We start from the raw sequence: 23,795 nt of genomic DNA, 5'->3' as shown, positions 1-23,795 counted from the left end.
CCGTTTCAGCCGGCGTGGGCCAGCGGCGCGGTGGTGAGGGCGGGCCAGATCCCGCTCGGGGCCGGGAGGCGCCGGGCGGGGACGAGGTGGAAGTCGGTGTGGCAGCTGCGGCAGGCGGCGCCGCCGGGGGTGAGTTCCAGGGCGGGTTCGGTGCAGGCCGGACAGGCGGGCCGGGGTGGCTGGGCGGCGCGCCGGGCGCGGGCGGTGGCCTCGGTGACGGCGGCGTCGAACAGCGGGTCGCGGCGGCGGGTGTTGTGGACGGTGGCGCGGGTGACGCCGGCGGCGGCGGCCGCCGCGGTGAGGGTGGAGCCGCCGGCCAGGGCGTCGAGGAGGGTGCGGCGCCGGGCCGCGGTGAGCTTGGGCGGCTGGCCGCGGCGCGCGGGCGGCTGGCCGGCGGGGGTCACCGGCCGCCGCCGGCGAGGTGCGCGGCGTCGGCGGCGAGCAGCCCCATCGCCGCCCAGCCGCTGGCGTACAGGTCGTCGGCCGCGTGCTGGAGCTCGTCGGGGTCCCAGTGGCCGCGGCGCCGTCGCTGTCCGGCCCACAGTCCGGCGGCGGCGCCGGCGGTGAACACGAGGCGGTCGCGCTCGGGTCCGGCCGGGACGTGGGGGGCGAGGACGTCGGTCAGGGCGTCGGGGGTGCGCACGTGCTCCAGCAGGCCCGCGGTCATGAGGCCGGCGAGGATCTGGGCGGAGCCGACGAGCAGCCGCCGGCCCGCCCGGTCGACCTCGGCCAGCTCCGGCAGGTCGGGCGGGACGCCCTGGTCCTGGTCGCTGCTGCCGCCGGGGCCGGCGTGGGTGTGGGTGTGGTGGGTCACTTGGGGTCCTCCCATCCGTTCTGGCGCTCCCACAGCAGCAGGTGCAGCCGCTCCAGGTCGGGGCCTTCCCCGGGGCGCCGGTGCGCTTCGATGGCGTCGCTCGCGGCGGTCGCCCACTCGTCCATGGCCCGGTGCAGTTCGGCTGCCTGGGCCTGGGCGGTGAGGCGCTCGCGGGCGCGGTGGAGCTGTTCGGTGGTCAGGGCGCGGCGCCAGCGCTCGCGTTCCCAGCGCCACAGCAGGGTGGTGCCCGCGAGGAGGACGGCCAGCAGCGCGGCGGTCAGGCGCACGGCGTTCCTCCTGTCGGCGGTCGGCGGCGCCCGGGCGCCGGGGTGGTCAGCGGTCGTCGGCGGCCATGAGCCGCTCGCCGTGGAGGTAGAGCGGGCCGACGAGCGGCAGGAGGTCCTCGACGACGGCGCACGCCTCGCGGACGACCTGGAAGTGGGCGTAGCGCTCCTCGGGGAGCAGCGGCGCGTACCTGGCCGGCGGTGCGGGGTCGGGCGCCGGGTCGATGCCGAGGGCCTTCTGCTCGAGGAGGAGCAGCTCTTCGCGGGCCCAGGCGTCGAGGGCGGTGCGGCAGGCGGCGTCCCCGCGGGCGAGGGCGCGCCAGGCCCGGCACAGCAGGCAGAACGCGACCGTGGCCGCGGCCATGGCGGCGACGACGGCCAGGGCGCCGGCGGTGACGAGCCGGCAGACGGTGGCGTCGTCCATCACGCCTCCTCCTGCAGTGCCTGGCGGCGGTCGGTGAGGAGCTGGATCTGGTCGGTGAGGAGGTCCTCGACGCGGCCGTGCTGCTGCGGGTTGGCCGGGTGCGGGACCGTCTCGTCCAGCAGGGCCTTCGCCTTGGCCTCGGCGAGGGCCATCCGGGTGGGCTCCAGCTGCCACCAGCCGTTGCGCATCCGGGCGAGGAACGCCGCCAGGGCGTCCTCGGCGCCGCCCGGGGAGCCGGGGCCGGACGACGGCGCGCCCGCGGCCGGGGTGGGCAGCGGGCGCAGCGACGGCGGCAGGGCGCGCGGGTCCGGTGCAGCTGGCCGGGCGGCTGCGGCCGGGGGTGCGCTGAGGAGTTCGATCTGGGTGTCGACGATCTCGCCGAGGGCGCGCCAGTCGTACTCGGCGACGACGTGGCCGAGCAGGCCCTGCTCCTGGGCTTCGGTGCGCAGCCGGGTCAGGCCGCGCACCGAGCGCCACAGGCGGGGGTCGTCGCCGAGGCGGGCGGCCAGGATGTCCCCGGGGGACGGCTCCTCCTGGTAGCGCGGTGCGGCGCCGGCCCACAGGTTCAGGGCCATGCCGAAGCGCATTCCGGCGTTGCGGATCGCATCGCCCACGAGCTCCTTGACGGCGCGGGTCCCTGCGGGCCGGCCGGTGGCGTCGCCGTAGCCGAGCCGGCTGATGCCGCACACGGTCAGGCGGATCCACAGCCCGCCGAAGCGGTCGATCCTGGGCAGGCCGTCCTCGGTGTAGGCGAGGGGTTCCCAGTCCCACAGCGGGTCGACGTCCAGGAGGCGGGCGGTCGCGGCGGCGTGGCCGACGTAGTCGAGGTGGGTGTGGGCGGCCGTCAGCAGGGCGTTGCAGGTGCCGCAGTGGGTGCGTTCGTGGCGCGGGCACACCCGGTAGCGGGCGGCGCGGCAGGCGTCGCAGGTGATCTCGGGCCGCTGGGAGACCTCGGCGGGCGGGAACGGGGCGCGCAGCCGGGCGAGCGCCTGCTGCTGCGGGTCGGGCGCCGGGCGGGCGGACCGGGTGTCGGCCGGCCTGGGGCGGCGGCGCCGCGGGCCGGGGGAGGGGCGCGGGTCGGCGGCGGGCTGGGGTTGTGCCATGGGACACCTCCACGGGCGCGGGTGGTCGCGGGGAACGCGAAGGGCCCGCACCGGGACGAGCTCGGTGCGGGCCCTGAGTAGGGTGCGGGCGGGTCAGTCCCGGCTGGGCGAGCCGTGCTTGGCCTCCAGCCATGCAGCGCCGACCTGCGCCGGGGAGGGGGACCAGCCCCATGCCTCGGCGTGCGCGGCCACGTACGCGGCGACCTGCTCGGTGCGCTCGGTGGCCACCCGCACGTTCTTCGTGGTCTTCGCGGCGGAGGCGCCGGAGCCGTGCCGGGCGCGCGGGTGGCGGTCCGGGACCCACCGGCCGGACAGCAGCGCGGTGTAGCCGGCCTCGACCTCGTCCTCCATGGTGCGGCCCTCGGCGGCCACGGCGGCCTTCGCCCGCTCCCACGTGGCGCTGGACATGTACATCGGCAGGTTCGGCTTGTCCTGCGGCTTGGTGGTCTTCAGCTGCAGAAACTCCGCCACCGCGTCGGCCAGCTCGTCCTGGTCGTGCTCCCGCAGGGCGGCGACGGCCAGCTTGACCTTCGCGCGCAGGGTACGGGGGTCGGTCGGGCCCTTGGGCACGTGGTGTCCTCGATTCGGCGGGGAGCGCCGTTCCGGGGTCCTGGGCCTGCCGGGCGGGCGCGAGCGGGGTGTGTCCACGCCAGTGTCTCCCATCTGTCTATTGCTCAAGCAAGGGGGTTCGGTCGGATGGAGCCGACCATCACCATCCCACAAGTCTATTGCTTAAGCAATATCAAATAGGTAGGGTGGCACCCTACCCGGCCCGAAAACGCGAAAGGACCGACACCCCTGATCAGGTGACGGTCCGAACGTAGGCGGCCAGCATAGCCAAACCCTCCGGCAAACCGGAAGACCCGAATGTGGAGGGGGGAGCGGTCCCGCGAACCGCAGTCCATCGCACGGCACGCCGACAACCCGGGGTGCCGGTAGGAGCGCTGTCACCAGCCGCAAACGGCGACCCGTACGACTTCGACGTCCGCCCGCAGACCGACAACCTGGCGAGCGTCGCCAACGCCATCCGCGACGCCCATCACCCCGTACATCTGACCCTGCCCGCTGACCAGCGCGAGCACCCGGTGCCGGACGAGGACGTCGCCCGCCTCTCCCCGCTGCGGCACTCCGCCCCGGCCGGCGGCAGCCTGCGTCCGCTGCGCGACCCGGCCGAGGCCGGGAACGGCGACGAACCCGACGAGTAGGAGAACTAGGGGTGCCTGCGGTCGCCCGCGATCATCTCCGCGAGCACCTGGTCTCGGGCGATGTCGTCCCCATCGACAGGCCACCCGTGCCGCCCGTACGTCAGGTGCCGGGCGAGGGCGTCGGCGAGGTGGTCGCGGACGCGCGGATCCGACCACCCCCACTCCATCGCGTCGGCCAGCAGATCCGCCGGCGGGTACGCGAGCAGGTACCGCAGAGGCCGGTCGCCCCACTCGTGGTCGCTGTAGTGGGCGAGTGCGGCGCGCATCGCGGCCACGGTCGCCGGACGCTCGGGGCGATCCTCCTCCCATTCCCGCTCCGGCCGGTCCGTGGCGTCCAGGCCATCGGTGACCGCGCGCACCCCGCGCGGGCCGGTGACGATGCCGTCACCGCCGTCGCGGCCGCGGGCGTACCACTCGTCCAACCGGGCCGCGGTCCACAGCGCGTCCACGGGTTCGCCCCGGCTGTGCCCCCGTCGGCCGCCTTCCACCCACGCCGCCTCTTCCGGCGCCCACTTCTCGTGCGCCGACTGGCGCTTCATCCCGGCCGCTTCAGCGATCTGCTCCCAGGTCGCTCCGCACTCGCGGCTGGCGACCACCGCGCGCGCGAGCAGGGTGGGGAGGAACTGGTCGCGGATCGTCAGGACGTCACGCAGGTAGCAGGCCGGGTCGGAGCGGCGCTCCTCGTAGACCGCGGGCACCAAGCCGCGGGCGAGTTCGGCGACGACGCGGGCGGACTCGGCCACGGCCACCACCGCCTCGTCGTGGGGAGACAGCTGGGGCGTCGCAGGCTTCGTGTCGGTCATGTCTCTACGCTACCCCCCTTTGTCAGGCTGAGCCTGACAAACAAGGAAAGTCGGTGTGCGCCCCCCGAAGCCGTACCAGCTGCCCGCCCAGGTAACAGCGGTGGCCGCCGACGACGCCGTCGGCGCGGCCTGGTGGCCGTTCGGCTCCCTCGACCAGCTCGACGCCGCGATCACCGCCGCCGGACGCACCCTCTACACCGCACACCGCCCCCTGCTGCACCTCGCCCTGGACCACCTCGCCAAGTAAGGGACAGCAGTCGACAGGGGAGCGGAGCCGGAAGAACGGGCGGCCACGGCCTTGGCTGCTGCGCCCCCACCGGCACGACGGTGGGGGCGCAGCCGTGGGAGGACAACCGGAATGGTCGAGACCCTAGGCCGAACCGGCCACGCCCCACAAGGCCCCTGTAGCCGGAAACCTGCAGATCAGCACGCACATGAAGATGCCCCGCCACGCTTGGGACACGGCGGGGCACCATGGTGGCCGGCGGGCGCACCGGCCACCTGCGGGACCCGACCCCAACAGCCTGACGCCGGGGCGACCACCCTCATGGCGCCGAACGCTACGCCTGCGGAACGTTGGAGTCCATATGCTGCGCAGCGGCGATTTCCTCGGCGTCCCGATCGGGATCAGTTAAGAGACGGCGCCGAGTGCGGGATCTGGCGCCAACCCTGAGCAGCCATCGCCTCGCACATCCACGCCACGGTCAACGGGCCCAGCCGGCCATCGGAGAAGTCCTCGGCCAGGTAGTAGGCAACGAGTTCCCCGCCCGCGCCGGCTCCGGCATCGCAGCCGGCGCACAGCCTCAGCTCCACCCCGTCACCGACCGGTACCGACACGGCAAGCAGCACAGCGCCCTGGCAGCGCCCGCACTCCGCCTCGGCGCTCGTCAGAAACGTGAACAACTTCTGCGGCATATGCCCTCCAGCGCATCGGGGGACGCCAAGCATCCGTCCAGCCCGCAGCACAGTCAAGATCTCGACCGCGCAGAGGACCCTGGCCAGCAACGCCATCCAGGCCCCCGGACAAGCCGGCGCTGAGAGTCGGACGCCTAAGCGTTCGGCCCCCCCGTACACGCCCACGGACCGTAGGCTTCCGCCATGCCCGAAGGACGCCCCGCCATCCCCGCAGAACTCCGCCGCCGGGTCCTCGTCGAAGCCGGCCACCGCTGCGCCATACCCTCCTGCCGCCAGCACCCTGTCGACATCGAGCACATCGACGACTGGGCCAAGGTGCAGGAACACCGCTTCGAGAACCTCATCGCGCTCTGCCCAACGTGCCACCGTCGCAAGGGCAACGGTCCCGACCAGATCGACCGAAGGTCCCTGCGTCAGTACAAGGCGAACCTCGCCATCCTCAACAGCCGCTACGGTGATCTGGAACGGCGCCTCATCGAGGTTCATGCCCGGGGCCTGCGTATTGGCTCCGTCCCTGATCCTGCCGATCCGCCCGCCTTCGCGCTCGGGCCCGGGTCGACGTTCCACCTGATGTACCTGCTCCAGGACGGCTATCTCGAGCAGGTTCCCTGGCGGCAAATGTCGTTCGGGCCCGTCGAGGCCTTGGAGGTCTTCCGGTTCACCCCGGTCGGCAACGAGTTCGTCCGGCGTTGGGCGGCTGCCCAGCCGCTCGACCCGCCTGCTGACGAGGCATAGAGCCCCAGCCGTCGGGCCGCCGCACCGCGACGAACGGGTCGAAAGGGGCGGTTGCGGGCCGGGCATACGTACGCCGAACGGAACTGCGCCGGGGGTTCAGGAGCAGGCGTTCACCGGCCCTCCTCCGCCCGCAGCATCAGCCGGACGATCCGGCCGATCTCGTGCATGCCGTGGTGCAGCTCCAGCCGGTCCCGGCCGGACAGCCGCCATGTCCGTACTGGCTGCCCCTCCTCCTCGATCCGCACGCTCTGGTAGGCATCGCCGTCGGTCAGGCGAACCGTGATCCGGCGCCCGGGGCCGAGTACCAACTCCGCGGTGAGAGAGGCGACGACTGCCAGGCCCTCCTCGCGGCAGGAGTTGACCCTCCCCTGGTGCCGGGCCTCGCGCTTCACCTCGGGCACGCTCTCCACCAGGTGCTCGCGCACGTGGTTGGTGGTCCGGTGCAGGTGGTCCAGCGCGTGTTCGGCGTCAGCAAGCCGGTTCGCGTCCGCGCGAGGCGTGAGCAGCGCGTTGAACGCGCTGAGCGCGATCGACAGGTGCGCGCCCGCCTCGGCCAGCGGCGGCGCGTCCTCCATCAGCCCCGCGGGCGAGAGCACCTCGCTCGCGTGCCGGGACAGCTCCCGCAGCGCGGCCGGGTCGAGCGGCGCGGCCGGCTGGAGCTTCCCCGGGACGGCGGTGGTCTGGTAGGTCGTCATCGGTTCCCCTCGATGTGGTTGATGGTGGGTCATGGCCTGCTTCTGATGGTCAGAAACAGGTACTCAAGGCGCTCGGCCTTCGTACCAGGCCGCTGCGGCCTCTTCGTGTGCACCGGCCATGGCTGGTCCCCCTACTGGTTCTGGTCGGTACCAGTCTGCTGGGCGGCCGCGCGGCTGGCCCGCATCCGGGTGAGGATGTCGGCCTGGCGGATGTACTTGGCCATCTCGGCGGAGTTGACCGTCCATCCGCCCCGCCGGGCCAGTTCCTCGCGCTCCATCCCGTCCGCGTAGTAGGCGGTGGCCGCCCCGGCGCGGATACCGTGCTGGGTGGTGCCGCACGCCGCCTCCACGACGTTGCTGATCGTTTCGGAGGAGATGCCGGACCGGGTGAGGCCGGTGCCCCGGTAGAGCCCGCGGAAGGCGTGGCTGTCCGGCGCGGGGCCGGCGGCCGCCAGGTCGTGGCGGTAGGCGGCCCAGGCCTCGATGGCCAGACGCTCCACCGGGTGGGTCCACGGCTCCAGCAGGACGTCGCGCACGGACAACCGGGTCTTGCCGGTGCGGATGTGGACTCCCAGGGTGACGGAGCCGTCCATCTCTCCGAGCTGGATGTCCCGCACCCGCATGCCGGCCAGCTCCACCGACCGGGCGAACACGCACCACCCCACCGCGAGGATCGCCCGGTCCCGGCGCCCCGTGACCGTGGTGGCGTCCAGCTGCTCGAACGCCTCCCGCATGGCCGCCTCGGAGATGGCCTTCGCCTGCCCCCGGCCGGGAGCGACGGGCTTCACCTCGTCGTCGCCGTCCGGCGTGGCGGCGGTGCGCTGCGCAAGGTGCTTCCACGCGGGCTTGGTCTCCGGCCGGTAGCCGACGGCGCGGCCCGACTCCGTGAGGCCGTGGATCGCGCCGGACAGCAGGCTCGACGCGGTCTCGGCGCTGTATCCCGTGGTGCCGTTTCGGCCGGGCAGGATGCGGCCGTGGTCGAGCAGCCAGTCCACGTACAGAGCCAGCGTCGCCTGCTTGGGCCAGGCCGCCGTGGACGCGGGCAGGTCCTCCGCCTCGGCGAAGCGGTTCCACGCGGCCACGCCCTGGGCGTAGGCCGCCGTGGTGTTGGCCGGCACGAGGAGCCTGCGGCGGTTCTCGGCGCGCCGGGCGTGCTCCTGGTTGCGGGCGTGGCCCTGCTCGCCGTAGATGTCCCGCTCGCGCTGGTCGCTGAAGTGCTCGGCGGCCGCCCGGTGGACGTCGGCGACCGGCCGGGCCGCGACCTCCCCGCCGACCCGGTGCTCGTGGTCCGTCAACTCCGCCTCGATGACGTCGCCGTCGTGCTCCATTCCGCCCCTCCCACGTCAGATTTCTGATTGTCGAAACGGTACACCCTCACGTGTATCGATTCGATACACGACGCAGTCTTTGTGGATTCCTACAGGCAGGCTGGCCCTGCCGGTCTACACAAACGAGTGATAGACGTGGACTGACGTGGGGTCAGCGCGCTAACGTCTGTCCGCCGTCTATACACGTCTGATGTAACGGGAGCGCTCGTGAGGCTTATCGTCGAAGACCCCACCCCCGAGTTCCGCGAGGATCTCCTCGCCCTCCTCGCCAACCACCACACCCACGTCGAGGTCCACGTCGACAACACCTGGACCCTGGAGCGCGCCGAGAAGTACTGGAACATCCTGCCGCCGCGCGCCCAGAAGATCGTCCGCGAGGCCGTCCTCCACATGGGCACCGTCCCCGCCAGCCTCCTCCGCGAAGACGGCAAGGGACTGCGCGGCCACAGCGGCCCCCTGCGCACCGCCCTCGAACGCGGCATCCGGCTCGGCTGGTGGCCCGACACCATCCAGCCCCCCATCGAAGCCCAAGGCCCAGGCTTCGGCCAGGTCGCCGGCTACACCATGCCCGCCGACCTCATCGAGGTCTTCGAAGAAGCGATAGTCGACGCCACCCAGCAGGCCGCTCTGACCGAAGCCATCGACAGTGAAGGCGGCACCTGGGACGCCGACCGCGCGATGAAGGCCTTCCACAGCGCCAGCCAGCACCACGTCGACAAGAAGCGCACCCGCGCCGTGCTGCGGCGGATCGCCGCCACCGGCTTCATCGTCAAAACCGACCCCGACCGCGCCGTCTACCGCCTCACCGACGAAAGCTGACCATGGCCACCACAGAACCCCGGGCGGGCGCGATGATCTGCTGGGATCACCCCCGCGGACACGAGCGGGATCCGGAGTGCGCGGCGCACGCCAACGACGCCTGGGAGCTGATCCATTGGGGTCGGTGCCGAAGCGGGAAGCGCTGGTTCTGGGCGGCGAAGGCCTTCGGCCAGGAGGACCCGGCCCACGGGTGGGAGGACACCGAGGACCGTGCTGTGGCTGCCGCCCGGGCGGCCGCCGCGGCCCTCGCATCCGAAGGCCCGACCCTCGCGTTCCGCGTCGAGGGTGTCGCTTCGGACGCCCTGCGCCGCATCAACACGGCGAAGCGCGAGCAGCGCCCCGGGAAGGCCGGGCCGGGCGCGGTACGGGAGTTCCTGTACGCCTTGGTCCTGCGCGACGGCGAGCAGAAGCTGGTCAGCTTCGCGATCACCAAGAAGACCGACCGGCGGATCTACTACCTCGACCGGCGCGACCGCCTCCGCTACGTCGACCGGCAGGCGATCGAATCGGCGGGGGAGGTGGCCAACCGCAGCCGCGGTTGGTGGGAGGACGACTTCCGCCTCCACCTCAATCCGCCTCCCCTGCCGGAGCGCATCGGGGAGCAGCCGGACGACCTGTGCGAACTCAAGCGGGCCATGGCTGATGCCCACCCCGACCGGGGTGGGACGAGTGAAGACTTCCAGGAGGCCAGGGAGCGCTACGTCCGCGCTCGGCAGCACGCTGGCTGAGACCCCGGGCCTACCCTGGTGGGCATGACGACGAAGGTACCCGACCCGATCCTGGCCGACCTGGACGCCCTCCACCGCAGGGCCGCCCAGGATCCGACCGTCGCCACCTCGCTGACCCGGATCAACCGCGTCGGCACCGTGATCAGCCTGCTCAAGCGGGCGGGCCGGGACTGCACCCCGGCCCAACTCCGCAGCCTGCAAGCCCTGATGGCACCCGACGTCATCGGCCACCCCGACCAGCCGGACACGGTCCTCGGGCGCGCCGTCACAGGCGCCTACCGCACCAGCGCCCCCTACGGCCGGCCCCTCACCACCGCTACCCAGCGCCACCTCATGGACGGCCTTGCCGAGGTCAACCGCATCGCCGGCCACCCCCCGTACTGGTGGCAGGAGCGCGGGAAGAAGCCCTGGACCAAGCACACCCGCACCCCCCTCGACCAGACGGGCCACACCGTCCTGCGCCGCGCCCTCGGCGACCCGGCCTCCCACCCGCGCTGGGAGCCCTTCAGGCTCCGCAACCTGCTCGCAGTGGAGCTGCTCTGGGCCACCGGCTCCACGTGCGAGGGCCTGGCCGCAGCCGACACCACCGACCTCGCCGACGACCACCGCGCCATCACCCTCACCATCAACCTGCCCGGGCGCACCGAGGCGTGGACCGAGACGTTCCCGCTCTCCGAGAACGTCCGCGCGGCGCTCGGTCTCTGGCTACCCGTCCGCCGGGCCGTCATCCAGGAACACCTCAGCGCCGGCGCGGACGCGGCCGCCAACCAGGCCCTCCTCATCACGCTCCACCCCACCACCGCAGACCTCCCCGAGGGCTCCCGGCTCATCCCGCCGGGCATGCGCATCACCCGCAGGGGCCTGGAACTGAGCTACGCCACCTGGTCCCGGCGCCTCAACGCCCAGCACCGCGGGCAGCAGGGCTGGCCCGTGCCCACCACCCTCCAGGGGCTCGGCCGCGGCGGCGCGATCGCCCGCGGCACCGAGCCGGCCACCGGCCAGCGGGCACTCACCAACGAGGACGCCGCCGACATCCACCGCCGCCTGGACCAGGGCGAGACCCTCACCGCGGTCGCCGCGTCGCTCGGCGTCAGCCGACCGACCGTCTACGCGGCACTCAGGCGAGCCGAACAACAGGAGAAGGGCTTGTAGTTGAGGAAGAAGGCGGGCGCGGCAGCACGGCGAGGCCTGGCTCAAGAGGTTCGGCAGGGACTGCACGCGGCGTCGAGCCGCTTAGCGATCAAGAGCAAGACATTACTTTGACGTAGGCCCGGCATTCGTCAAAGTAGTCCGGCCGCCGCCCAGTGCGAGGTCCACCCACGACACGGTGCCGTCGGCGTCCAGGGCGTGCCCCAGGGTGCCGAGCCCGGCCATCACCGCGAACCCCAGCCGCGGCTCCCTCCGGACCCTGGCCTCCGGCGGCGAGGCGGCGCTGCGCCCGTCGTCAGCCACCTCGATGCGGCATCTCGAGGCCGAGATCACCACGCGGATCGCCATGGAACGCGGCCGGTGGCGCAGCGCGTTCGTGACGAGCTCCGAGGCCACCAGCCCGGCGTCGTAGACCTTCTCCGCAGGTGTCGCCGGGCGCAGGACGGCCAGGCAGTGGCGGACGAACTCCCGGGCGAGGCGCACCGACTCCGCCGTGCACTGCAGCAGCAGCTCCTCAGCGACGTCCCCTGTGTCCACCGGCCCCCTCCGATACGATCACCCGGCTACCTTGCGGCCGGTGTCTGGGCTGGGACTCCAGAGCCGACACTGAGCACACGAGATCATCACAAGGTGTGAGCTGTTGCGCAACGCTTTGCAGCTTCTCGCACCAGCGGTGATGCTGTCCAACTACATGGGAAAACTGTCCCCACTTGAGGGACATCGCAGGATGTAGGGGGCTGCCTGTGCCGATCGAGCGACCGTCCTCTCATCGGTACGTGGAGATCGCCGCAGACCTGCGTCACCGCATCGTCGACGACCTCGAGTGGCTCCCCGGCCAGCGGATCCCCGGTCACAAGGAGCTGTGCGCCCACTACGGCGCCTCCGACAGCGTCCTGCACGCCGCCCGCCGCATCCTCATCGGCGAGGGGCTCCTCGAGAGCCACCCCGGCGCGGGGATGTTCGTGCGCCGCACCACGGACCGCCGGCGGATCGCCCGCGTCGACCGGGGCGACGGCGGGGCGCAGATGGTGCTGCTACGCGACCAGGAGCGGTCGGCCGGGCGGCTGGGGGACTGGGCCGTGCGCAGCCAGCCCGTCCTCGCTGAACGGGTCGTCGCCACGGCGCTGCGGATCGAGCCCGGCGAGCGGGTGGTGGAGAGCCTCTACCAGTACCGGGCGGGCGGGGCGCTGGTGCGGCTGACGACGTGCTGGGAGCCGTACACGGTGGTCGGGGAGACGGCCGTGATGCTGCCCGAGGACGGCCCGCTGGCCGGACGGGGCGTGGTGGAGCGGATGGCGGAGCTCGGCATCGCGATCGGCAGCGTCGAGGAGGAGGTCGTGGCGCGCCCGGCCGCGGCCGAGGAGGGGAAGCTGCTCGGCGGCGGGACCGGCGCACCGGTCCTCGAGGCCACCCGGACCTACTTCGACGACGGCGCCCGGCCCGTGCACGTGGAGCGCACCGTGGTGCGGGGCGACGGGGGCTCCCTGCTGTACCGGATGTAGGCCCTGATCCGACGACCAGGCAGGCCTGTGGGGTTGAGGGCACGCGAAACCGCCCCCGCCAGCACGGGCTGGGCGGGGGCGCGGTGGTTTCACGGCCGGACGATTCACACTCCAGTTCGGTTGTACTCGTCCACCCGGTCGGGCGGCGCCGGCGGCTCAAGGCCGTGACGGCGCATCACGCTGGTGAGGTCGGAGACGTAGAGAACGAAGCCGCGCACCAGCGTGGTGAGGTTGGTCTGGTTGCTGCGCAGCTCGGCGATCTCCTGCTGCATGTCGTCCCTGATCGCCTTGAAGGCCTCCAGGTCGGCCTGGCGCTGGGCGGGCTCCGCCGCGACCTGCGCGGCGGCACGCTGCGCCTCGGCGGTGGCCGCGGCGGCGTGGCGGGTGGCCCGGGCGGTGGCAACGGCTGCGAGGACCATCGTCGTCCCGCCCGCGAGGGCCCCGGCCAGGCCCCACAGGTCACTACTGCTCATTGATCACCACCGGTTCGTCGGGTGCGGCGGCGTGGCAGGGAGTGCTCCGGCACGCCCGCCGCCCACAGGGTGATACCGACGTGGTTCGTCAGGTACCAGGCCACGATCCAGATGCCGCGCTCGTACTCGCCGGTGGCGGCCGCCACGCCGTAGGCGGTGGCCCACAGCAGCGGCGGCACGCAGGCCGTGAAGAACCCGGCCCAGTCCCGGCCGATCCGTAACCAGGCGCTGACGACCGTGGTGGAGCCGGCGAGGATCCAGAGCCATGCCCACGTGTTGATCGGGGCGAGGCCAAGGAGCAGGCCCAGGCCGGTTCCGGAGGGCGGCTGGACGAGGTATCCGGCGCCGAAGGAGATCTGGCCGAGGCCGAGGATCGAGAGGGCTGCGCCGCGGCGGCCGAGACGCTTGCGGCCGCGGCGCAGCGGTGCGCACCTCATCCGGCTGTGATGGCGGGTGCCTTGGGCGGTAGGGGGGCGGTGACCTGGGTGCGGGTCCACATGGCGACTGCGGCGGTGGCGACGAGCATGACGGCGGCCTGCTGTCCGGTGTTCCAGTGGAGGCCGAAGCCGATCATCAGTGAACCGCCGGCCTGGATCAGGCCGAGGAGTGCTGCGCCGAGGCCGTCGTGGACGATGACGGCGACGGCGATGCCGACGGCCATGGCCGCCACGCTGTTGATGGCGGCCTGCTGGCCGGCGGTGAGGTTGATGTTGAATGCGGGTGCGCCGTTGACGATGGCTGCTATCAGGGCCAGGAGAAGGGCGGGCTCGCGGCCGAGGATCTTGGGCATCAGCTGGTCTCCTTCGGGGTGGTGGGGGTGGTGATGTGGATCTCGACGCCTGCGGCCATGGCCTGTTCGACCCTGCCGACGGCCTGGTTCACGGCTGCCTCGACGGCCGCGGTGTCGATGCCGGCCGTGGCGGTGGTGATCGCCTGGAGGGCGGCGTCCTGGGCGGCCTGCCGGATCAGTGCCACCCGCAGGCCGGCGAGCAGCCACTCGGCGGGCACGGTCGGTGCGGCCGGGTCCTGCCGCCAGTCGCCGTCGACCTGCGGAAGTCCGCGTTGCCACACCGCGTCCGGAATGGCCTGGAGTTCGGGGTGGAGCTGGTACCAGGCTGCGTAGCCGATGCTGTCGCGCACCGGCTGGCTGGTGACGGTCTGGGCGACCTCCTCGCGGATGATCTTCCTGAGGTCCTCTTCGCTGAAGGGCACGTCGTCGTCCTCGGGTGCGGGCGCCGTGGGCGCCGTGGTGGTGTTCGGTCGGGGGGCGCCGTGCTGTACCCAGGCGTAGATGGGTCCGCCGGGGCAGTCGGTGGGGTAGCCGTCGCGGTGGCCCCTGATCTCGGGTCCGGCGGGGCCGCGCTGTTGGCAGTACTCGATGGCGTCGCGTGCGCCGTTGAGCTGCTCGGGGGTGGGTTCGGTGGATCCTGAGGATCCGACGAGCAGGCACACGGCGTAGTGCATTTGGTTCAGGTCGGTGTTGCCGTTGGCGCCGTTGAGACGGGACAGTCCGCGGCCCTCGAAGACGAGGCCGTGCTCGCAGACGACGAAGCTGTAGCCGATGTCGGACCAGCCGTTGCCGTCCATGTGGGACGCCTGCAGCTTCCGCACGTAGGCCGGGCAGGTCGAGTGGTCCCCGACCGTGTAGGCGTCACCGAGGTAGTGGACCTTCACCCCCGCGCGGGGCCGGGAGTACGGGATGGAGCCGTTCGGCTCGCGCCACGGCCGGGCGCCCCACTGCGCGCGGGTGACCAGCTGCAGGCCGGGCCAAGCGGAGGGGGCCGCGGGCCCGGCTGTCGGGGTGGTCGATCCAGCCCAGGCCCGGAGGTCGTCGGCCGTGCCGTTGTAGACGTTGGTGTCGATCGGGCTGTCCGCATACTGGTGGAACCGCCAGGGCGCCTGGATCCGCGGGGAGCCGGCCTGCGCGTTGTAGTCGGCGATCCACAGGAAGTCGCCTGCGTTGTCGTCCGTGCGGCGCCACCAGTCGGTGTTGGTGTACAGCCCCACCCTGTTGGCGGGGTAGCGGGCCTTCACCGCGGTGAGCCACGTGTTCTTGGCCGCGGTGGCCTGGGCGTCGGACACCGGCTGGCCGTACGGCTCGAAGTCGAGCACCAGCAGCTCGCCGGGCGGGACGCTGCCGACGACCCGGCAGAAGTGGTCGACCTCACCGGCGACCGGGTTCTCGGCGTGCAGGAAGTGGTAGTGCCCCAGGGGGATCCCGCGCCGCCGGGCCTCCGCCACCTTCGCCGCGTACCCGGACTGCTCAGTCCGGGCGCCCTCGCTGGCCTTGACAAACACGAACTCGGCATCCGCCGGCAGGCCTGACTGGTAGTCCGACAGGTCGTAGCCGCGGGCATGGGGCATCAGGTCTCCAGGTGTGCGAGAGCCCCCGGCCGAGCGGCGCGGGGGCGTGTCGGGGCGGTCCTGCCTTCAGGCGAGGGCGACGTTGGTGATGGTCGCGGCCAGGCCGAGGTTGGCGTAGTGGCGGAGCACCACGGTGCAGCCTGCGTCGGCGAGGGGCTGGGCGATGTCGCGGGCCTCCCGGATGCCGCCGCTGTAGTCGTCCTCGCGGGACGGCCAGCCCGGGATGTCCTCCTCGCTGGTGATCGCGTAGACGACCCACTCGATGGTCGGGCTGTCCCGCAGCGGCCGGGCGACGGCGAGGAGCCACAGCTCGCCGAAGGTCCCCCACAGGTCGGGCGACATCGCGCCGGCCCGGCCAGCGCGGTACTCGTCCCGCGCGTAGCCATCCAGGAACGGGACCAGGGTGGGAACGTCGGGGGCGGACAGGGTGGCGACGGTACGCAAGGAGTCTCCTCAGATGATCGAGCGGATGAGCTGGGCCTGGGCGCTGACGATCCCGCCCCCGGAGGAGCGGATCGCCTGGACGCTGATCTGGTACTGGCCGCCGATGGGAATGGAAGACGGCAGCGGGCCGGTGTAATCGAAGGCCTGGCCGGCGACGACGACCGGGCCGAACTGAGTGGTGCCGTCGATGAGGACGCGGACGGTACCGGTGGTGCCGCCGCCGACCGCGGTGGCCAGCCACAGCCTCAGCTGCGAGCCCCACCGCAGCTGGTAGCAGCGGGAGATCGTGGTGTACGCGCCGGACGTGGTCTGCGGCCAGCGGGTGGTGTCCGCGTCCAGCGGCGGCAGCAGGGCGTCGGCGGCCGTGAGGTCGACGGGCTGGGCGCGGAGCTCGGAGATCCGCCGCTCGAGGACGCCGATCCTGCGGGCGAGGTCAGCCGGCCCGTCGGGCAGCTGGTCGCGACGGGTCGTCATCAGTCCTCCAGCAGGATCGGCGAGATTCGGTCCGCGCCCGGGTCGAGCGTCCAGGCGTACGCCCGGGCGACGGCCTCGGCGCCGCGCGGGTGCCGCGGCGAGGAGTCGATCAGCACGTGCACGCTGTCGCCCAGGCCCCAGTCGGCGCCCAGGCGCGGCGCCCTGGATGCGGCCGCCTCGAGGGACCAGGCGCGGGAGCCGGTGCCCATCAGGGCGAGGGCCTCGGCCGCGTGCCGCTCGAGCTGGTTGACGTCGGCCAGGCCTGCGGCCGGGGTCCACCGGTGCTCCCATACCGGCCACCCCGCGGCGGTCAGCACGGTGTCGGTGTGCACGCTGCTGGTCGCCCGCCCGCCCGCGGTCTGCTCGCCGCGCGCGATGACCCGGGTCGCGCCGCGGCCCCGCTCGTAGGACTCGGTGAGCCGGTAGCGGCTGATGCAGCCGGGCATGTCGAAAACCGCCCCAGGGTTGGTGCTCTGCACGCCGATCGTCGGGCGGATGCGCAGGACCAGCTGGAACCGGGTCTGCGCGGCGTCCGCCCACACGGCGTCGATCGTCCACTCCGGGGCGCCGGCCATCGCCGCGATCTCCTGCAGACAGGACAGGACGGACTTGTCCTCCGTGTCGGCGATGGCGTAGTCGATCAGCAGGCCGGACGGGGCGGTGTCCATGCTGATCGGGGGGCCGCCGCTGAGGAGCGGCGCGGCGAGAGCGGCCATCACCGTGGTGGCGTCCGTCGCGGTGGCGGTGTAGTCGCCGGGGTAGCGCCGGTCAAGGTAGGCCTCGGGGCTGGCGGCCGCCAGGTCGAGGACGGGGTCGGAGCCACCGTCGCGCACGAGGGTGAGGCCGGGCCAGACGGGCTGGCCGCTCGTCGTATCGGTCGCGACCAGCATGGTGCGGCCCTGGTCCGTGGCCGACTCCCACTCCAGCGGCGCACCGGCCAACGCGAGGGCGAGGGCGCAGCTGGTGGGCGCGCCGAGCCTGCGCTGGAGCGGCTGCGTCGGCGCGAGCGCGGGGAGCTCCTCCACCACGGCGCCGGTCCGCAGGTCGCAGGCATACCAGCTCAGGACGTACGGCCCGGCCGCCATCAGCTGGTCGTCCAGTACTGGATCGTCCACAGCAACGTGTTGCCGCTCGCGGCGGCGACCGGGCCGGTGTTGCTCACGTCGGAGAAGAAGTAGGTGCTCTGAGTCTTGACGACGAACCCCAGGACGGTGCTGGCCGGCGTGATGACCGACACGCCTACGTACTCGTTGTCCCCCGGCTTGGTGTAGCTGGCGACGCCCCGGACGCCGGCCACGCCGGTGACCGGCGGGAGCGGCAATGACATCGCCCAGATGCCGGTGCCCCCGTTTGAGGTCGAGCCGAGGACGAGGCTGCCCTGGTAGGTGACCAGACCGCCGACCTTGGTGTACGTCGCGGCCAACGTCCCGTTGCCGAGGGTGGGGTTGGTGGTGACCGCGGTCCAGGTCGGCGTGTAGGCGATCGCGTCACCGGGGGCGATCCACACCGAACCATTCCAGTACTCGACCACGGAGCGGCTGCCGTTCCAGCGGGCCTGGCCGCCATAGACGCCGGGCAGCGCCAGGTCCGCGGCGCTGGAGACGGGCAGGATCCCGCCCGGGGCGACGGTGACCTGCCGGATCGTGCTGGAGACGGTGGCCGCACCCGTGCCGCCGCCGCCCGTTGACGGCACGTTGATCGTGGCCAGCGGGATGAAGATCTCGGTGCCGCCAGGCGTCGGCACGGCAGGGCTCGCCGACGCCGTCCCGGTGAGCAGCACGGTGTCCGCCTTGCGGAAGCCGCTGGCGTCGATGCTGGTGTCCCAGACCCGCAGGTACACCAGGTCGATGCGGCTGAATGAGGCGTTGGCGGCGGCCAGCGAGCCCGGTGACGTGGCGGCCAGCTGGGCCCGGTACACGCCCTGGCCCGAGCGGTACAGGGCGGCCGTGCCCGCCGAGACGTTGACCGCTGTACCGGCCAGGCTGACGGCGAGTCCCGGGTCACCCGGACGGATACCGGGGCGGGACCCGAGCGCGGTCCCGTCGGCCATGACCAGGGCCGAGTCCATTCGGCGGAGCTCGCCCTCGTCGTAGGTGAGCGTGGGCTGCCAGAGCGGGTCGGTGGAGACCATGGAGTCGGTCCTCCCTATATCCAGGCGGAGCGGGCGAACGCCCACAGGAGGGCGGCAGGGTCGGACCCGGCGGAGAACCACTGGACCGTGACCGTCTGGCCGGGCGGGATGTCCGGCCACTGGCCGGACAGGTAACGGCGGCGGCTCACCGTGCCGTTGAGGACCACGGTGCGGGCGCCGGTGTCGATGACGAGGACATCGGCCGCGCCCACGGTGTCGGTGTAGGTGAGCTGGCGGACCGTGCTGTCGGGGTACTGCACGAGGATCGTGAAACCGGGCAGCGGCCCGCCAACGATGAATCTGGGGGGCGTGGTGATCGTGCCCAGGTTCTGGAGGGTGACCGTGCCGGAGCTGCTGCCTGCGGCGATGGTCAGCGGCAGGGTGAGCGGTAGCGTCAACCCGCCCGAGCTGACCGGCAGTTTGGTGTTCCCGCCCTGCTCGTTGAGGGCGTACCGGCGCGGGTCCTCGGCCGTCAGCATCACCGAGTACCGGGCGATCCGGTCGGTCTCGTAGTCGACCAGCGGCTCGCCCGACCTCCGCACGGTGGCCTGTTTCGGGATCGTCTCGGCGACGCTCAGGGTGGTGTCGGTCAGCGACACGGCCGCGTACAGCTGCTCGGCGGCCGCGTCGAGGGCTGCGAGGGACGGCGCGGTGATCGTGCCGGCCAGGGTGATGACCCGGGCCCCGAGGTAGGTGGGGCCCGCCCAGACGCCGTGGCCGCCCTCCCGCTCCGTGTACTGGGTGCGCACCGCGGCGCCAGCCCAGCCGCGCAGGCCGTCCTTGGCGACCGTCCAGGCGACGCCGGCCGCGTCTACCCGGCCCAGCTGCAGCGTGCCGAGCGTGACTGCGCGGCCGAGGGCCTGCCCCGGGACGTAGCCTGCCACTGCCCACCTCCTCTCAGGTGACGAACTGCAGGTTGCGCGCCAGGTCGGCGAGTTGCTCCTCGCTGGACTGGCGGGCGCCGTGGAGGTGGATGGTGGTGTCGCCGCGGCCCCCGCCGACTCCGGTCGCCGGGGCAGTCGGAGTGCTCAGGGACCGGGCCGGGATCAGGTCCCGGGCGGTCGGCCCGACCGGGATGAGCTGCTGGCCGAAGATCGAGGCGACCTCGCCGAGCAGCATCATGGAGCGCCGCCGCCGGGATGGGTCGAGCGGGATGTAGGCCTCCCTTCCGGCCTCCGCCCACAGGATCGCGCGGTCGCTGATCCCGGCTTGCCGGGTGGACAAGCCGTCGGCGGCTGCCCGGATGCCGCCGGCGGCGTACCGGGTGACGCTGCCCTCGGCCTGCTCGCTCAGCAGGTCGCCGGCGCGGTGCAGGCCTGCCGGGAAGCGGTAGTTGACGTCCACGGTCACGGCTTTGCCCTGGATCCCGTTGATGAGCTGCTGGATCCGGGTGGAGCCGTTCACCGCGTCGTTGGCCGGGACGGTGACCTTGACGTCCTTGCTGCCCGGGATCGCCTCGACGGTGAACCCGATAGCCGCCAGGTCCTGGATGGCAGCTGAGGACGGCGCCTTCACGGTGATCGTCTTGCCGGGCGGGACGTCCTCGATCTTCGCTTTGACGTCCTGCAGGTCCTTGATGGTCTGCAGGGCGCCCGGGTCGGTGATCTGTGTCGTCTTGGCTGCCGGGACTTGGGCGTAGGCGGAGGTGAGGCTGTCGATCTGATCCTTGGTGAAGCCGGCTTGCTCCATCACCTTCTTGAGGGCGTCGACGTCCTGGCCCAGGACGATCATCGCCTGCTCGGTCGAGCCGGTCTGCTTCATCACCGCCTCGGCGTGGGCCTGGGCGGCCGACGCCGCGTCGAGGAACGCTCCCTTGACCTCGCGGCCCTTCGCGGTGGTGATGTCCAGGTTTCGGCCGTTGTCTTTGATCTCCTTCTTGAGGTCGGCCAGCGATGACTGCATGCCGATGGCCGCCTTGGTCGCGCTGATGTTGGCGCCGTTCAGCGAGTTGAGGCTGTCGTTGAGCTTCTCGACCTCGGTGCGGGTGTCGGCGATGTCGCCGGCCGTGACCTTGGCCGCGTCGCCGAGCTTGGTGGTGTTGCCCGCTGCGGATCCCGCGGCCTCGGCCTCCCGGTGGGCGGCCTCGGCGCCCTTTTGGACGTCGCCGCTCAGCTGGTTGATCGCGGCGCCGACCTTCTGGGTGTTCTGGAGCCAGCCCTCCCCGGCCACTTTGTTGGCGTCCATCGACTTGGCGGCCGCCAGGGCCTTCTCCTTGAGCGGCTCGTAGGCGGCGGTCACGCGCGCCATCGCATCGGCGTTGCCGAGGACGGCGTCGGTCAGGTCCGTCGTGCTGATGCCGAGCGACCGGGCTGCCGCGAGGGCACCGTCGGTCTCTAGCTTGTGGACCACCCACTTGCGGGTGTTCTCACCGATGGCGTTGCTGTCGCTCTTGACCGCCTCGGTCAGGGCTTCGACGGTCTGCTTGGCGTTCTGGTTGTGGCTGCTGTAGATGGCCAGGGCGGCGCCGGCGACCGCCGCGATGAGGCCGATCCCTCCGAGCATGGTCATGGTGGTGGACGCTGCGGCGGCCATGCGCGGCATCGTCTCCGCCAGTGCGGTGATGCTGGCCTTGAACGCCACCAGCCGCGGCAGGGCCAGCATCAGGCTGCCGGTCAGGATGGTGATGGCGCCCCCGACGGCCAGCACGGCGCCGGTGGTCGTCTGCAGCCACGGGGGCAGCCCGCTGTAGGCGTTCACCAGGTCGGTGACCCACTTGACCATGTCGCGCAGGACGTCGTTGGCGGCGGTGCCGCCGTTGATCAGCGCGACCTCCAGCGAGCCCTTGAGCGCTTCGAGGTCGCCGGCCAGGTTGTCCATCTGAGTCGCGGCCATGCGGGAGGCGGCTCCCGAATCGTCCACGGCCGTCCGGTACTTGTCGATGCCGTCGGCGCCGAGCTCGTACAAGATCGTCGCGGACCTCACCGCGTCCGAGCCGAAAATTGTGGCGAAGGCCGCGTTGCGGGCCTCGGGGGTGAGGTTCGAGAAGCTGCTCTTCAGGTTGCCCGCGAGCTGGGTCAGGCCGACGAAATTGCCGCTGGTGTCGTAGGCGGAGAAGCCCAGCTTCTGCATCATGCGGAGCGCTTCATCACTTTGCGGGACGAGCCTCTGCAGCATCGTCTTGAGGCTGGTCCCAGCATCACTGCCGATCAACGCGTGATCGGCAAAAGCGGACAGCGTGCCGACGGTGTCCTCCAGGGACAGGCCGGTCTGGTGGGCGAGCAGGCCGCCCATGCGCAGGGACTCGCCCAGCCCGTGGACGTCGGCCGCCGACTTGTTTGCACCTGACGCCAATACGTCGGCGATGTGTCCGACGTCCTTGCCCTTCAGGCCGAACGTGTTCATGGACTGGGCGGAGATGGTGGCGGCCTCGGCGAGGTCCAGCTGTCCGGCTGCCGCCAGCGCGAGGCTGCCGCGCAGGGCGCCGCCGAGGATGTCGTCGACGCTCACGCCCGCCTTGGCGAGCTCGCCCTCGGCGTTCGCGGCCTGGCTGGCGCTGTAGGCGGTGTCCCGACCCGCCTCCAGCGCGGCGGTCCTCAGCTGGCCCATCTGCTCGGCGGTGGCGTCCGCGACTGCCGCGACACCGCTCATCGACTTCTCGAACTTGGCGGCGGTGAGGCTGGCCGCGGCGAACACGCCGATCATGACCAGGCCCGCGGTGCGCAGGGCCCCGAACGCCTTCTCGCCGCGCTCGCTGGCAGTGACCATCGCGCTGGCGGTGGATCCCACGCCGGCGCGGGTGGCGGCAGCCCAACCGGTGACCGCCATGCCGGCGCGGCCCCAGATCGTGGACTGCGCGGCGGCGACCTCGGCGGTGACGACGCCGGCCGCCGCGGCCGTCTCGGACAGGGCGAGGCGCGAGGCGAGGGAGAGCCGCTCGACGCCGGTCGCGGCGGCGAGGCTGGAGGAGGTGAGGGCGGTGGTGGTCTGGCCGATGGCGAAGGAGGAGCGGGTGCTCGCCGCCGCGATCTCCGTCATGGAGGCGGCGGCCGCGGTGGCGGCCGCACGGAACGCGGGCGGGATGTCGGTTGCTGCGGTAGCCACGAAGCGGGTCGAGGCCGCCGCCTCGCCGGACGCGGCCGTCACTTCGCCGAGGCTGCCGCCCGCCGCGCCGGCGAGGCGGGCCAGGGCCTCGCTGGCGGCGGAGGACATCGAGACGGTGGTGGCGCCGGTTCGGGACAGAGCCTGCGAAGCGCCGAGCGCCGAGCTGGAGATCTCCGTCAGGGACGACGCCGCGGACGCACCGGCGGCCCGGAACGTCGCGGGGATGTCCGCCGCCGCGGCAGCGATGCGCTCGGTGGAGGCAGCCGCGGCCTGGCCGGCCTCCGCGACCGTGCGGCCGGCTGCCACCGCGGTCTGCGCGCCGCGCTCGAACGCACCCTGCTGGACGCGCATGGCCTCGGTCGCCGCGGCCGCCGTGCCGGTGAACGCGGAGTTGAACGAGCGCTCCGTCTGCTCGGCCGCCGACGTGGCGGTCGCGGCGATGCGCCGGCTGTCCTGTTCGGCCTGCTGGGCTCCTCGGCGGAACCCGGTGGTGGACAGGTCCAGGCGGACGTTGACGGTGCGTTCAGTCACGGCGCGCCTCCCTGCGGTGGACGTGGATGTGGACGCCGCCCGGTTCGCCGCCGTCCTTCTGGAACCGGTCGCTGTGCTGCTGGGCGGTGGTGCAGGCGTGGCAGCGGATCACCTCGGCCGTCCACGCTTCCTCGGTGTCGGGGTCGGTGGACTCGCTGAGCGGCTGGCCGCACCCGCGGCAGGTCTCGTCCTCGACCTGGAGCAGGGCGAGGGCCCACGCGCGATCCGTATCCGTCCACAGCGGCTCCCCGGGCGCCGGGGCCCGGCCGAGGAAGACGGAACGGGGGACGCCCCAGGCACGGGCCGCCTCTAGCTCTCGCCGGTGCGGCCCGCGGCGGTCGCGGAGGCGAGCAACGAGAAAGGGACGGACTGAGCCGCCGCCGTGTTGAGGTTCCACACGGCGTCGAGAAGGACCTCGCGCTGGCCGTGGCTGAGCCGCTTCTCCAGGCGCTGGTACTGCTCGACCGTCATGGCCGGGTCCAGTGCGCACGCAGCGACTGCGGCAGGCCCGAAGGTCGCCGGGTCGAACAGCTTGCCGTTGGCGCCGGGGTGGGCGGCGAGGAGGTCGGACCAGGCCTCAGGCTCCATCGCCCGCAGCCGGAACGACACCAGGTGTCCGGCCATCTCGGCGCGCAGCTCCTCCATGCGGGAGGCGACCTGCACTCGCGGGCTGCCGGCGAGGGACTCGCCGACCAGGCTCGCGGAGTCGGTGAGCTGGCGCTCCAGGGCCTCGTACTCGCCTTGGAGAGCGCCTGCGAGGCACAGGGGCACGGTGGTCTCGCGCGCGGTGGCGCCCGTGATGACGGCCTCGATGTCCCGCCCGGCCGGGCGGG

Annotated in this window: 29 protein-coding genes; 7 read left to right on the top strand and 22 right to left on the bottom strand. The window is 72.6% G+C overall.

All coding sequences use genetic code 11. From position 1 onward, the window contains the following. Positions 1–5 precede the first annotated feature (5 nt). From ACIGZJ_RS30775 to ACIGZJ_RS30750, 6 genes are all read right to left on the bottom strand, one after another. Positions 6–404 (bottom strand): hypothetical protein, encoded by a 399-nt coding sequence (locus ACIGZJ_RS30775; protein WP_396460319.1) that lies wholly within the window; start codon positions 402–404, stop codon positions 6–8. Next, positions 401–814: a hypothetical protein gene (locus tag ACIGZJ_RS30770; protein ID WP_396460318.1), complete on the bottom strand. Its 414-nt coding sequence runs from the start codon at positions 812–814 to the stop codon at positions 401–403. The genes ACIGZJ_RS30775 and ACIGZJ_RS30770 overlap by 4 nt, the downstream gene beginning before the upstream one ends. Further along, the gene (locus ACIGZJ_RS30765) at positions 811–1,101 is read right to left on the bottom strand and encodes a hypothetical protein (protein ID WP_396460317.1); all 291 of its coding nucleotides are present in this window, start codon (positions 1,099–1,101) and stop codon (positions 811–813) included. Before ACIGZJ_RS30765 ends, ACIGZJ_RS30770 begins: the two co-directional genes overlap by 4 nt. Positions 1,102–1,147: 46 nt before the next feature. Then, a complete protein-coding gene (locus tag ACIGZJ_RS30760) occupies positions 1,148–1,522 on the bottom strand; it encodes a hypothetical protein (RefSeq protein WP_396460316.1) in 375 nt (124 codons plus the stop codon). Further along, positions 1,522–2,625, bottom strand: coding sequence for a hypothetical protein (locus tag ACIGZJ_RS30755; protein WP_396460315.1), 1,104 nt, complete (start codon positions 2,623–2,625; stop codon positions 1,522–1,524). Before ACIGZJ_RS30755 ends, ACIGZJ_RS30760 begins: the two co-directional genes overlap by 1 nt. A 93-nt stretch (positions 2,626–2,718) precedes the next feature. Then, positions 2,719–3,195 carry a hypothetical protein gene (locus ACIGZJ_RS30750; RefSeq protein WP_396460314.1) on the bottom strand — a complete coding sequence of 159 codons (477 nt, stop codon included), beginning with the start codon at positions 3,193–3,195 and terminating at the stop codon, positions 2,719–2,721. A 359-nt stretch (positions 3,196–3,554) separates the two neighbouring features. Between ACIGZJ_RS30750 and ACIGZJ_RS30745 the strand changes: the two genes are divergently transcribed. Beyond that, positions 3,555–3,830, top strand: coding sequence for a hypothetical protein (locus ACIGZJ_RS30745; RefSeq protein WP_396460431.1), 276 nt, complete (start codon positions 3,555–3,557; stop codon positions 3,828–3,830). Positions 3,831–3,835: 5 nt separating this feature from the next. Here the strand turns inward: ACIGZJ_RS30745 and ACIGZJ_RS30740 are convergent, their stop codons facing one another. After that, a complete protein-coding gene (locus ACIGZJ_RS30740) occupies positions 3,836–4,633 on the bottom strand; it encodes a hypothetical protein (protein ID WP_396460313.1) in 798 nt (265 codons plus the stop codon). Between the two features lie 55 nt (positions 4,634–4,688). Between ACIGZJ_RS30740 and ACIGZJ_RS30735 the strand changes: the two genes are divergently transcribed. Beyond that, positions 4,689–4,880, top strand: coding sequence for a hypothetical protein (locus ACIGZJ_RS30735; RefSeq protein ID WP_396460312.1), 192 nt, complete (start codon positions 4,689–4,691; stop codon positions 4,878–4,880). Between the two features lie 380 nt (positions 4,881–5,260). On the opposite strand, the gene ACIGZJ_RS30730 is transcribed toward ACIGZJ_RS30735, so the two are convergent. Then, positions 5,261–5,548 carry a DUF6300 family protein gene (locus ACIGZJ_RS30730; protein ID WP_396460310.1) on the bottom strand — a complete coding sequence of 96 codons (288 nt, stop codon included), beginning with the start codon at positions 5,546–5,548 and terminating at the stop codon, positions 5,261–5,263. 183 nt (positions 5,549–5,731) lie between these two features. Between ACIGZJ_RS30730 and ACIGZJ_RS30725 the strand changes: the two genes are divergently transcribed. Then, the gene (locus ACIGZJ_RS30725; RefSeq protein ID WP_396460309.1) at positions 5,732–6,283 is read left to right on the top strand and encodes an HNH endonuclease; all 552 of its coding nucleotides are present in this window, start codon (positions 5,732–5,734) and stop codon (positions 6,281–6,283) included. Between the two features lie 110 nt (positions 6,284–6,393). Here ACIGZJ_RS30725 and ACIGZJ_RS30720 read toward each other — a convergent pair whose 3' ends face one another. Continuing rightward, the gene (locus ACIGZJ_RS30720; RefSeq protein WP_396460308.1) at positions 6,394–6,978 is read right to left on the bottom strand and encodes a hypothetical protein; all 585 of its coding nucleotides are present in this window, start codon (positions 6,976–6,978) and stop codon (positions 6,394–6,396) included. Positions 6,979–7,109: 131 nt separating this feature from the next. Further along, the gene (locus tag ACIGZJ_RS30715) at positions 7,110–8,306 is read right to left on the bottom strand and encodes a hypothetical protein (RefSeq protein WP_396460307.1); all 1,197 of its coding nucleotides are present in this window, start codon (positions 8,304–8,306) and stop codon (positions 7,110–7,112) included. A gap of 207 nt (positions 8,307–8,513) precedes the next feature. On the opposite strand from ACIGZJ_RS30715, the gene ACIGZJ_RS30710 reads away from it, so the two are divergent. Genes ACIGZJ_RS30710 through ACIGZJ_RS30700 form a run of 3 tightly spaced genes read left to right on the top strand, consistent with a single transcriptional unit; the run spans position 8,514 to position 11,005 of the window. Next, on the top strand, positions 8,514–9,125 hold the full coding sequence (locus ACIGZJ_RS30710; protein WP_396460306.1) for a hypothetical protein: 612 nt from the start codon (positions 8,514–8,516) through the stop codon (positions 9,123–9,125). A 2-nt stretch (positions 9,126–9,127) separates the two neighbouring features. Further along, positions 9,128–9,853, top strand: coding sequence for a hypothetical protein (locus tag ACIGZJ_RS30705; protein WP_396460305.1), 726 nt, complete (start codon positions 9,128–9,130; stop codon positions 9,851–9,853). A gap of 24 nt (positions 9,854–9,877) precedes the next feature. Further along, positions 9,878–11,005, top strand: coding sequence for a helix-turn-helix domain-containing protein (locus tag ACIGZJ_RS30700; protein ID WP_396460304.1), 1,128 nt, complete (start codon positions 9,878–9,880; stop codon positions 11,003–11,005). 102 nt (positions 11,006–11,107) lie between these two features. Here the strand turns inward: ACIGZJ_RS30700 and ACIGZJ_RS30695 are convergent, their stop codons facing one another. Further along, entirely contained in the window at positions 11,108–11,539 is a 432-nt protein-coding gene (locus ACIGZJ_RS30695; protein WP_396460303.1) for an ATP-binding protein, read from the bottom strand. A gap of 239 nt (positions 11,540–11,778) precedes the next feature. Here ACIGZJ_RS30695 and ACIGZJ_RS30690 point away from each other — a divergent pair, with 239 nt between their 5' ends. After that, on the top strand, positions 11,779–12,504 hold the full coding sequence (locus ACIGZJ_RS30690; RefSeq protein WP_396460302.1) for a GntR family transcriptional regulator: 726 nt from the start codon (positions 11,779–11,781) through the stop codon (positions 12,502–12,504). Positions 12,505–12,608: 104 nt separating this feature from the next. Here ACIGZJ_RS30690 and ACIGZJ_RS30685 read toward each other — a convergent pair whose 3' ends face one another. From ACIGZJ_RS30685 to ACIGZJ_RS30635, 11 genes are all read right to left on the bottom strand, one after another. After that, complete coding sequence (locus ACIGZJ_RS30685; RefSeq protein ID WP_396460301.1) at positions 12,609–12,977, bottom strand: hypothetical protein; 369 nt, start codon at positions 12,975–12,977, stop codon at positions 12,609–12,611. Further along, complete coding sequence (locus ACIGZJ_RS30680; protein WP_396460300.1) at positions 12,974–13,414, bottom strand: hypothetical protein; 441 nt, start codon at positions 13,412–13,414, stop codon at positions 12,974–12,976. The genes ACIGZJ_RS30685 and ACIGZJ_RS30680 overlap by 4 nt, the downstream gene beginning before the upstream one ends. Beyond that, positions 13,411–13,767: a hypothetical protein gene (locus ACIGZJ_RS30675; RefSeq protein ID WP_396460299.1), complete on the bottom strand. Its 357-nt coding sequence runs from the start codon at positions 13,765–13,767 to the stop codon at positions 13,411–13,413. Before ACIGZJ_RS30675 ends, ACIGZJ_RS30680 begins: the two co-directional genes overlap by 4 nt. Continuing rightward, positions 13,767–15,341: a GH25 family lysozyme gene (locus tag ACIGZJ_RS30670; protein ID WP_396460298.1), complete on the bottom strand. Its 1,575-nt coding sequence runs from the start codon at positions 15,339–15,341 to the stop codon at positions 13,767–13,769. The genes ACIGZJ_RS30675 and ACIGZJ_RS30670 overlap by 1 nt, the downstream gene beginning before the upstream one ends. 66 nt (positions 15,342–15,407) lie before the next feature. After that, on the bottom strand, positions 15,408–15,785 hold the full coding sequence (locus ACIGZJ_RS30665; RefSeq protein ID WP_396460297.1) for a hypothetical protein: 378 nt from the start codon (positions 15,783–15,785) through the stop codon (positions 15,408–15,410). A 9-nt stretch (positions 15,786–15,794) separates the two neighbouring features. Beyond that, positions 15,795–16,259 carry a hypothetical protein gene (locus ACIGZJ_RS30660; protein ID WP_396460296.1) on the bottom strand — a complete coding sequence of 155 codons (465 nt, stop codon included), beginning with the start codon at positions 16,257–16,259 and terminating at the stop codon, positions 15,795–15,797. Further along, the gene (locus ACIGZJ_RS30655) at positions 16,259–17,374 is read right to left on the bottom strand and encodes a hypothetical protein (protein WP_396460295.1); all 1,116 of its coding nucleotides are present in this window, start codon (positions 17,372–17,374) and stop codon (positions 16,259–16,261) included. Before ACIGZJ_RS30655 ends, ACIGZJ_RS30660 begins: the two co-directional genes overlap by 1 nt. Further along, positions 17,344–18,390 (bottom strand): hypothetical protein, encoded by a 1,047-nt coding sequence (locus tag ACIGZJ_RS30650; RefSeq protein ID WP_396460294.1) that lies wholly within the window; start codon positions 18,388–18,390, stop codon positions 17,344–17,346. The genes ACIGZJ_RS30655 and ACIGZJ_RS30650 overlap by 31 nt, the downstream gene beginning before the upstream one ends. A 14-nt stretch (positions 18,391–18,404) precedes the next feature. Continuing rightward, positions 18,405–19,274 carry a hypothetical protein gene (locus tag ACIGZJ_RS30645; RefSeq protein ID WP_396460293.1) on the bottom strand — a complete coding sequence of 290 codons (870 nt, stop codon included), beginning with the start codon at positions 19,272–19,274 and terminating at the stop codon, positions 18,405–18,407. Between the two features lie 13 nt (positions 19,275–19,287). Next, entirely contained in the window at positions 19,288–22,962 is a 3,675-nt protein-coding gene (locus ACIGZJ_RS30640) for a phage tail tape measure protein (RefSeq protein ID WP_396460292.1), read from the bottom strand. Between the two features lie 309 nt (positions 22,963–23,271). Next, on the bottom strand, positions 23,272–23,795 hold a 524-nt coding region (locus ACIGZJ_RS30635), incomplete at its 5' end, for a hypothetical protein (protein WP_396460291.1).

Source organism: Kitasatospora sp. NPDC052868, assembly GCF_044547105.1.
Taxonomy (GTDB): domain Bacteria; phylum Actinomycetota; class Actinomycetes; order Streptomycetales; family Streptomycetaceae; genus Kitasatospora.
This window is presented reverse-complemented; position numbering and strand designations above follow the sequence as displayed.

Coding starts and splice junctions, on each gene's coding strand:
- ACIGZJ_RS30760 (WP_396460316.1), bottom strand. CDS start 1,522: ATGGACGACGCCACCGTCTGCCGGCTCGTCACCGCCGGCGCCCTGGCC.
- ACIGZJ_RS30660 (WP_396460296.1), bottom strand. CDS start 16,259: ATGACGACCCGTCGCGACCAGCTGCCCGACGGGCCGGCTGACCTCGCC.
- ACIGZJ_RS30670 (WP_396460298.1), bottom strand. CDS start 15,341: ATGCCCCATGCCCGCGGCTACGACCTGTCGGACTACCAGTCAGGCCTG.
- ACIGZJ_RS30685 (WP_396460301.1), bottom strand. CDS start 12,977: ATGAGCAGTAGTGACCTGTGGGGCCTGGCCGGGGCCCTCGCGGGCGGG.
- ACIGZJ_RS30705 (WP_396460305.1), top strand. CDS start 9,128: ATGGCCACCACAGAACCCCGGGCGGGCGCGATGATCTGCTGGGATCAC.
- ACIGZJ_RS30720 (WP_396460308.1), bottom strand. CDS start 6,978: ATGACGACCTACCAGACCACCGCCGTCCCGGGGAAGCTCCAGCCGGCC.
- ACIGZJ_RS30650 (WP_396460294.1), bottom strand. CDS start 18,390: ATGGTCTCCACCGACCCGCTCTGGCAGCCCACGCTCACCTACGACGAG.
- ACIGZJ_RS30755 (WP_396460315.1), bottom strand. CDS start 2,625: ATGGCACAACCCCAGCCCGCCGCCGACCCGCGCCCCTCCCCCGGCCCG.
- ACIGZJ_RS30740 (WP_396460313.1), bottom strand. CDS start 4,633: ATGACCGACACGAAGCCTGCGACGCCCCAGCTGTCTCCCCACGACGAG.
- ACIGZJ_RS30700 (WP_396460304.1), top strand. CDS start 9,878: ATGACGACGAAGGTACCCGACCCGATCCTGGCCGACCTGGACGCCCTC.
- ACIGZJ_RS30675 (WP_396460299.1), bottom strand. CDS start 13,767: ATGCCCAAGATCCTCGGCCGCGAGCCCGCCCTTCTCCTGGCCCTGATA.
- ACIGZJ_RS30730 (WP_396460310.1), bottom strand. CDS start 5,548: ATGCCGCAGAAGTTGTTCACGTTTCTGACGAGCGCCGAGGCGGAGTGC.
- ACIGZJ_RS30725 (WP_396460309.1), top strand. CDS start 5,732: ATGCCCGAAGGACGCCCCGCCATCCCCGCAGAACTCCGCCGCCGGGTC.
- ACIGZJ_RS30680 (WP_396460300.1), bottom strand. CDS start 13,414: ATGAGGTGCGCACCGCTGCGCCGCGGCCGCAAGCGTCTCGGCCGCCGC.
- ACIGZJ_RS30715 (WP_396460307.1), bottom strand. CDS start 8,306: ATGGAGCACGACGGCGACGTCATCGAGGCGGAGTTGACGGACCACGAG.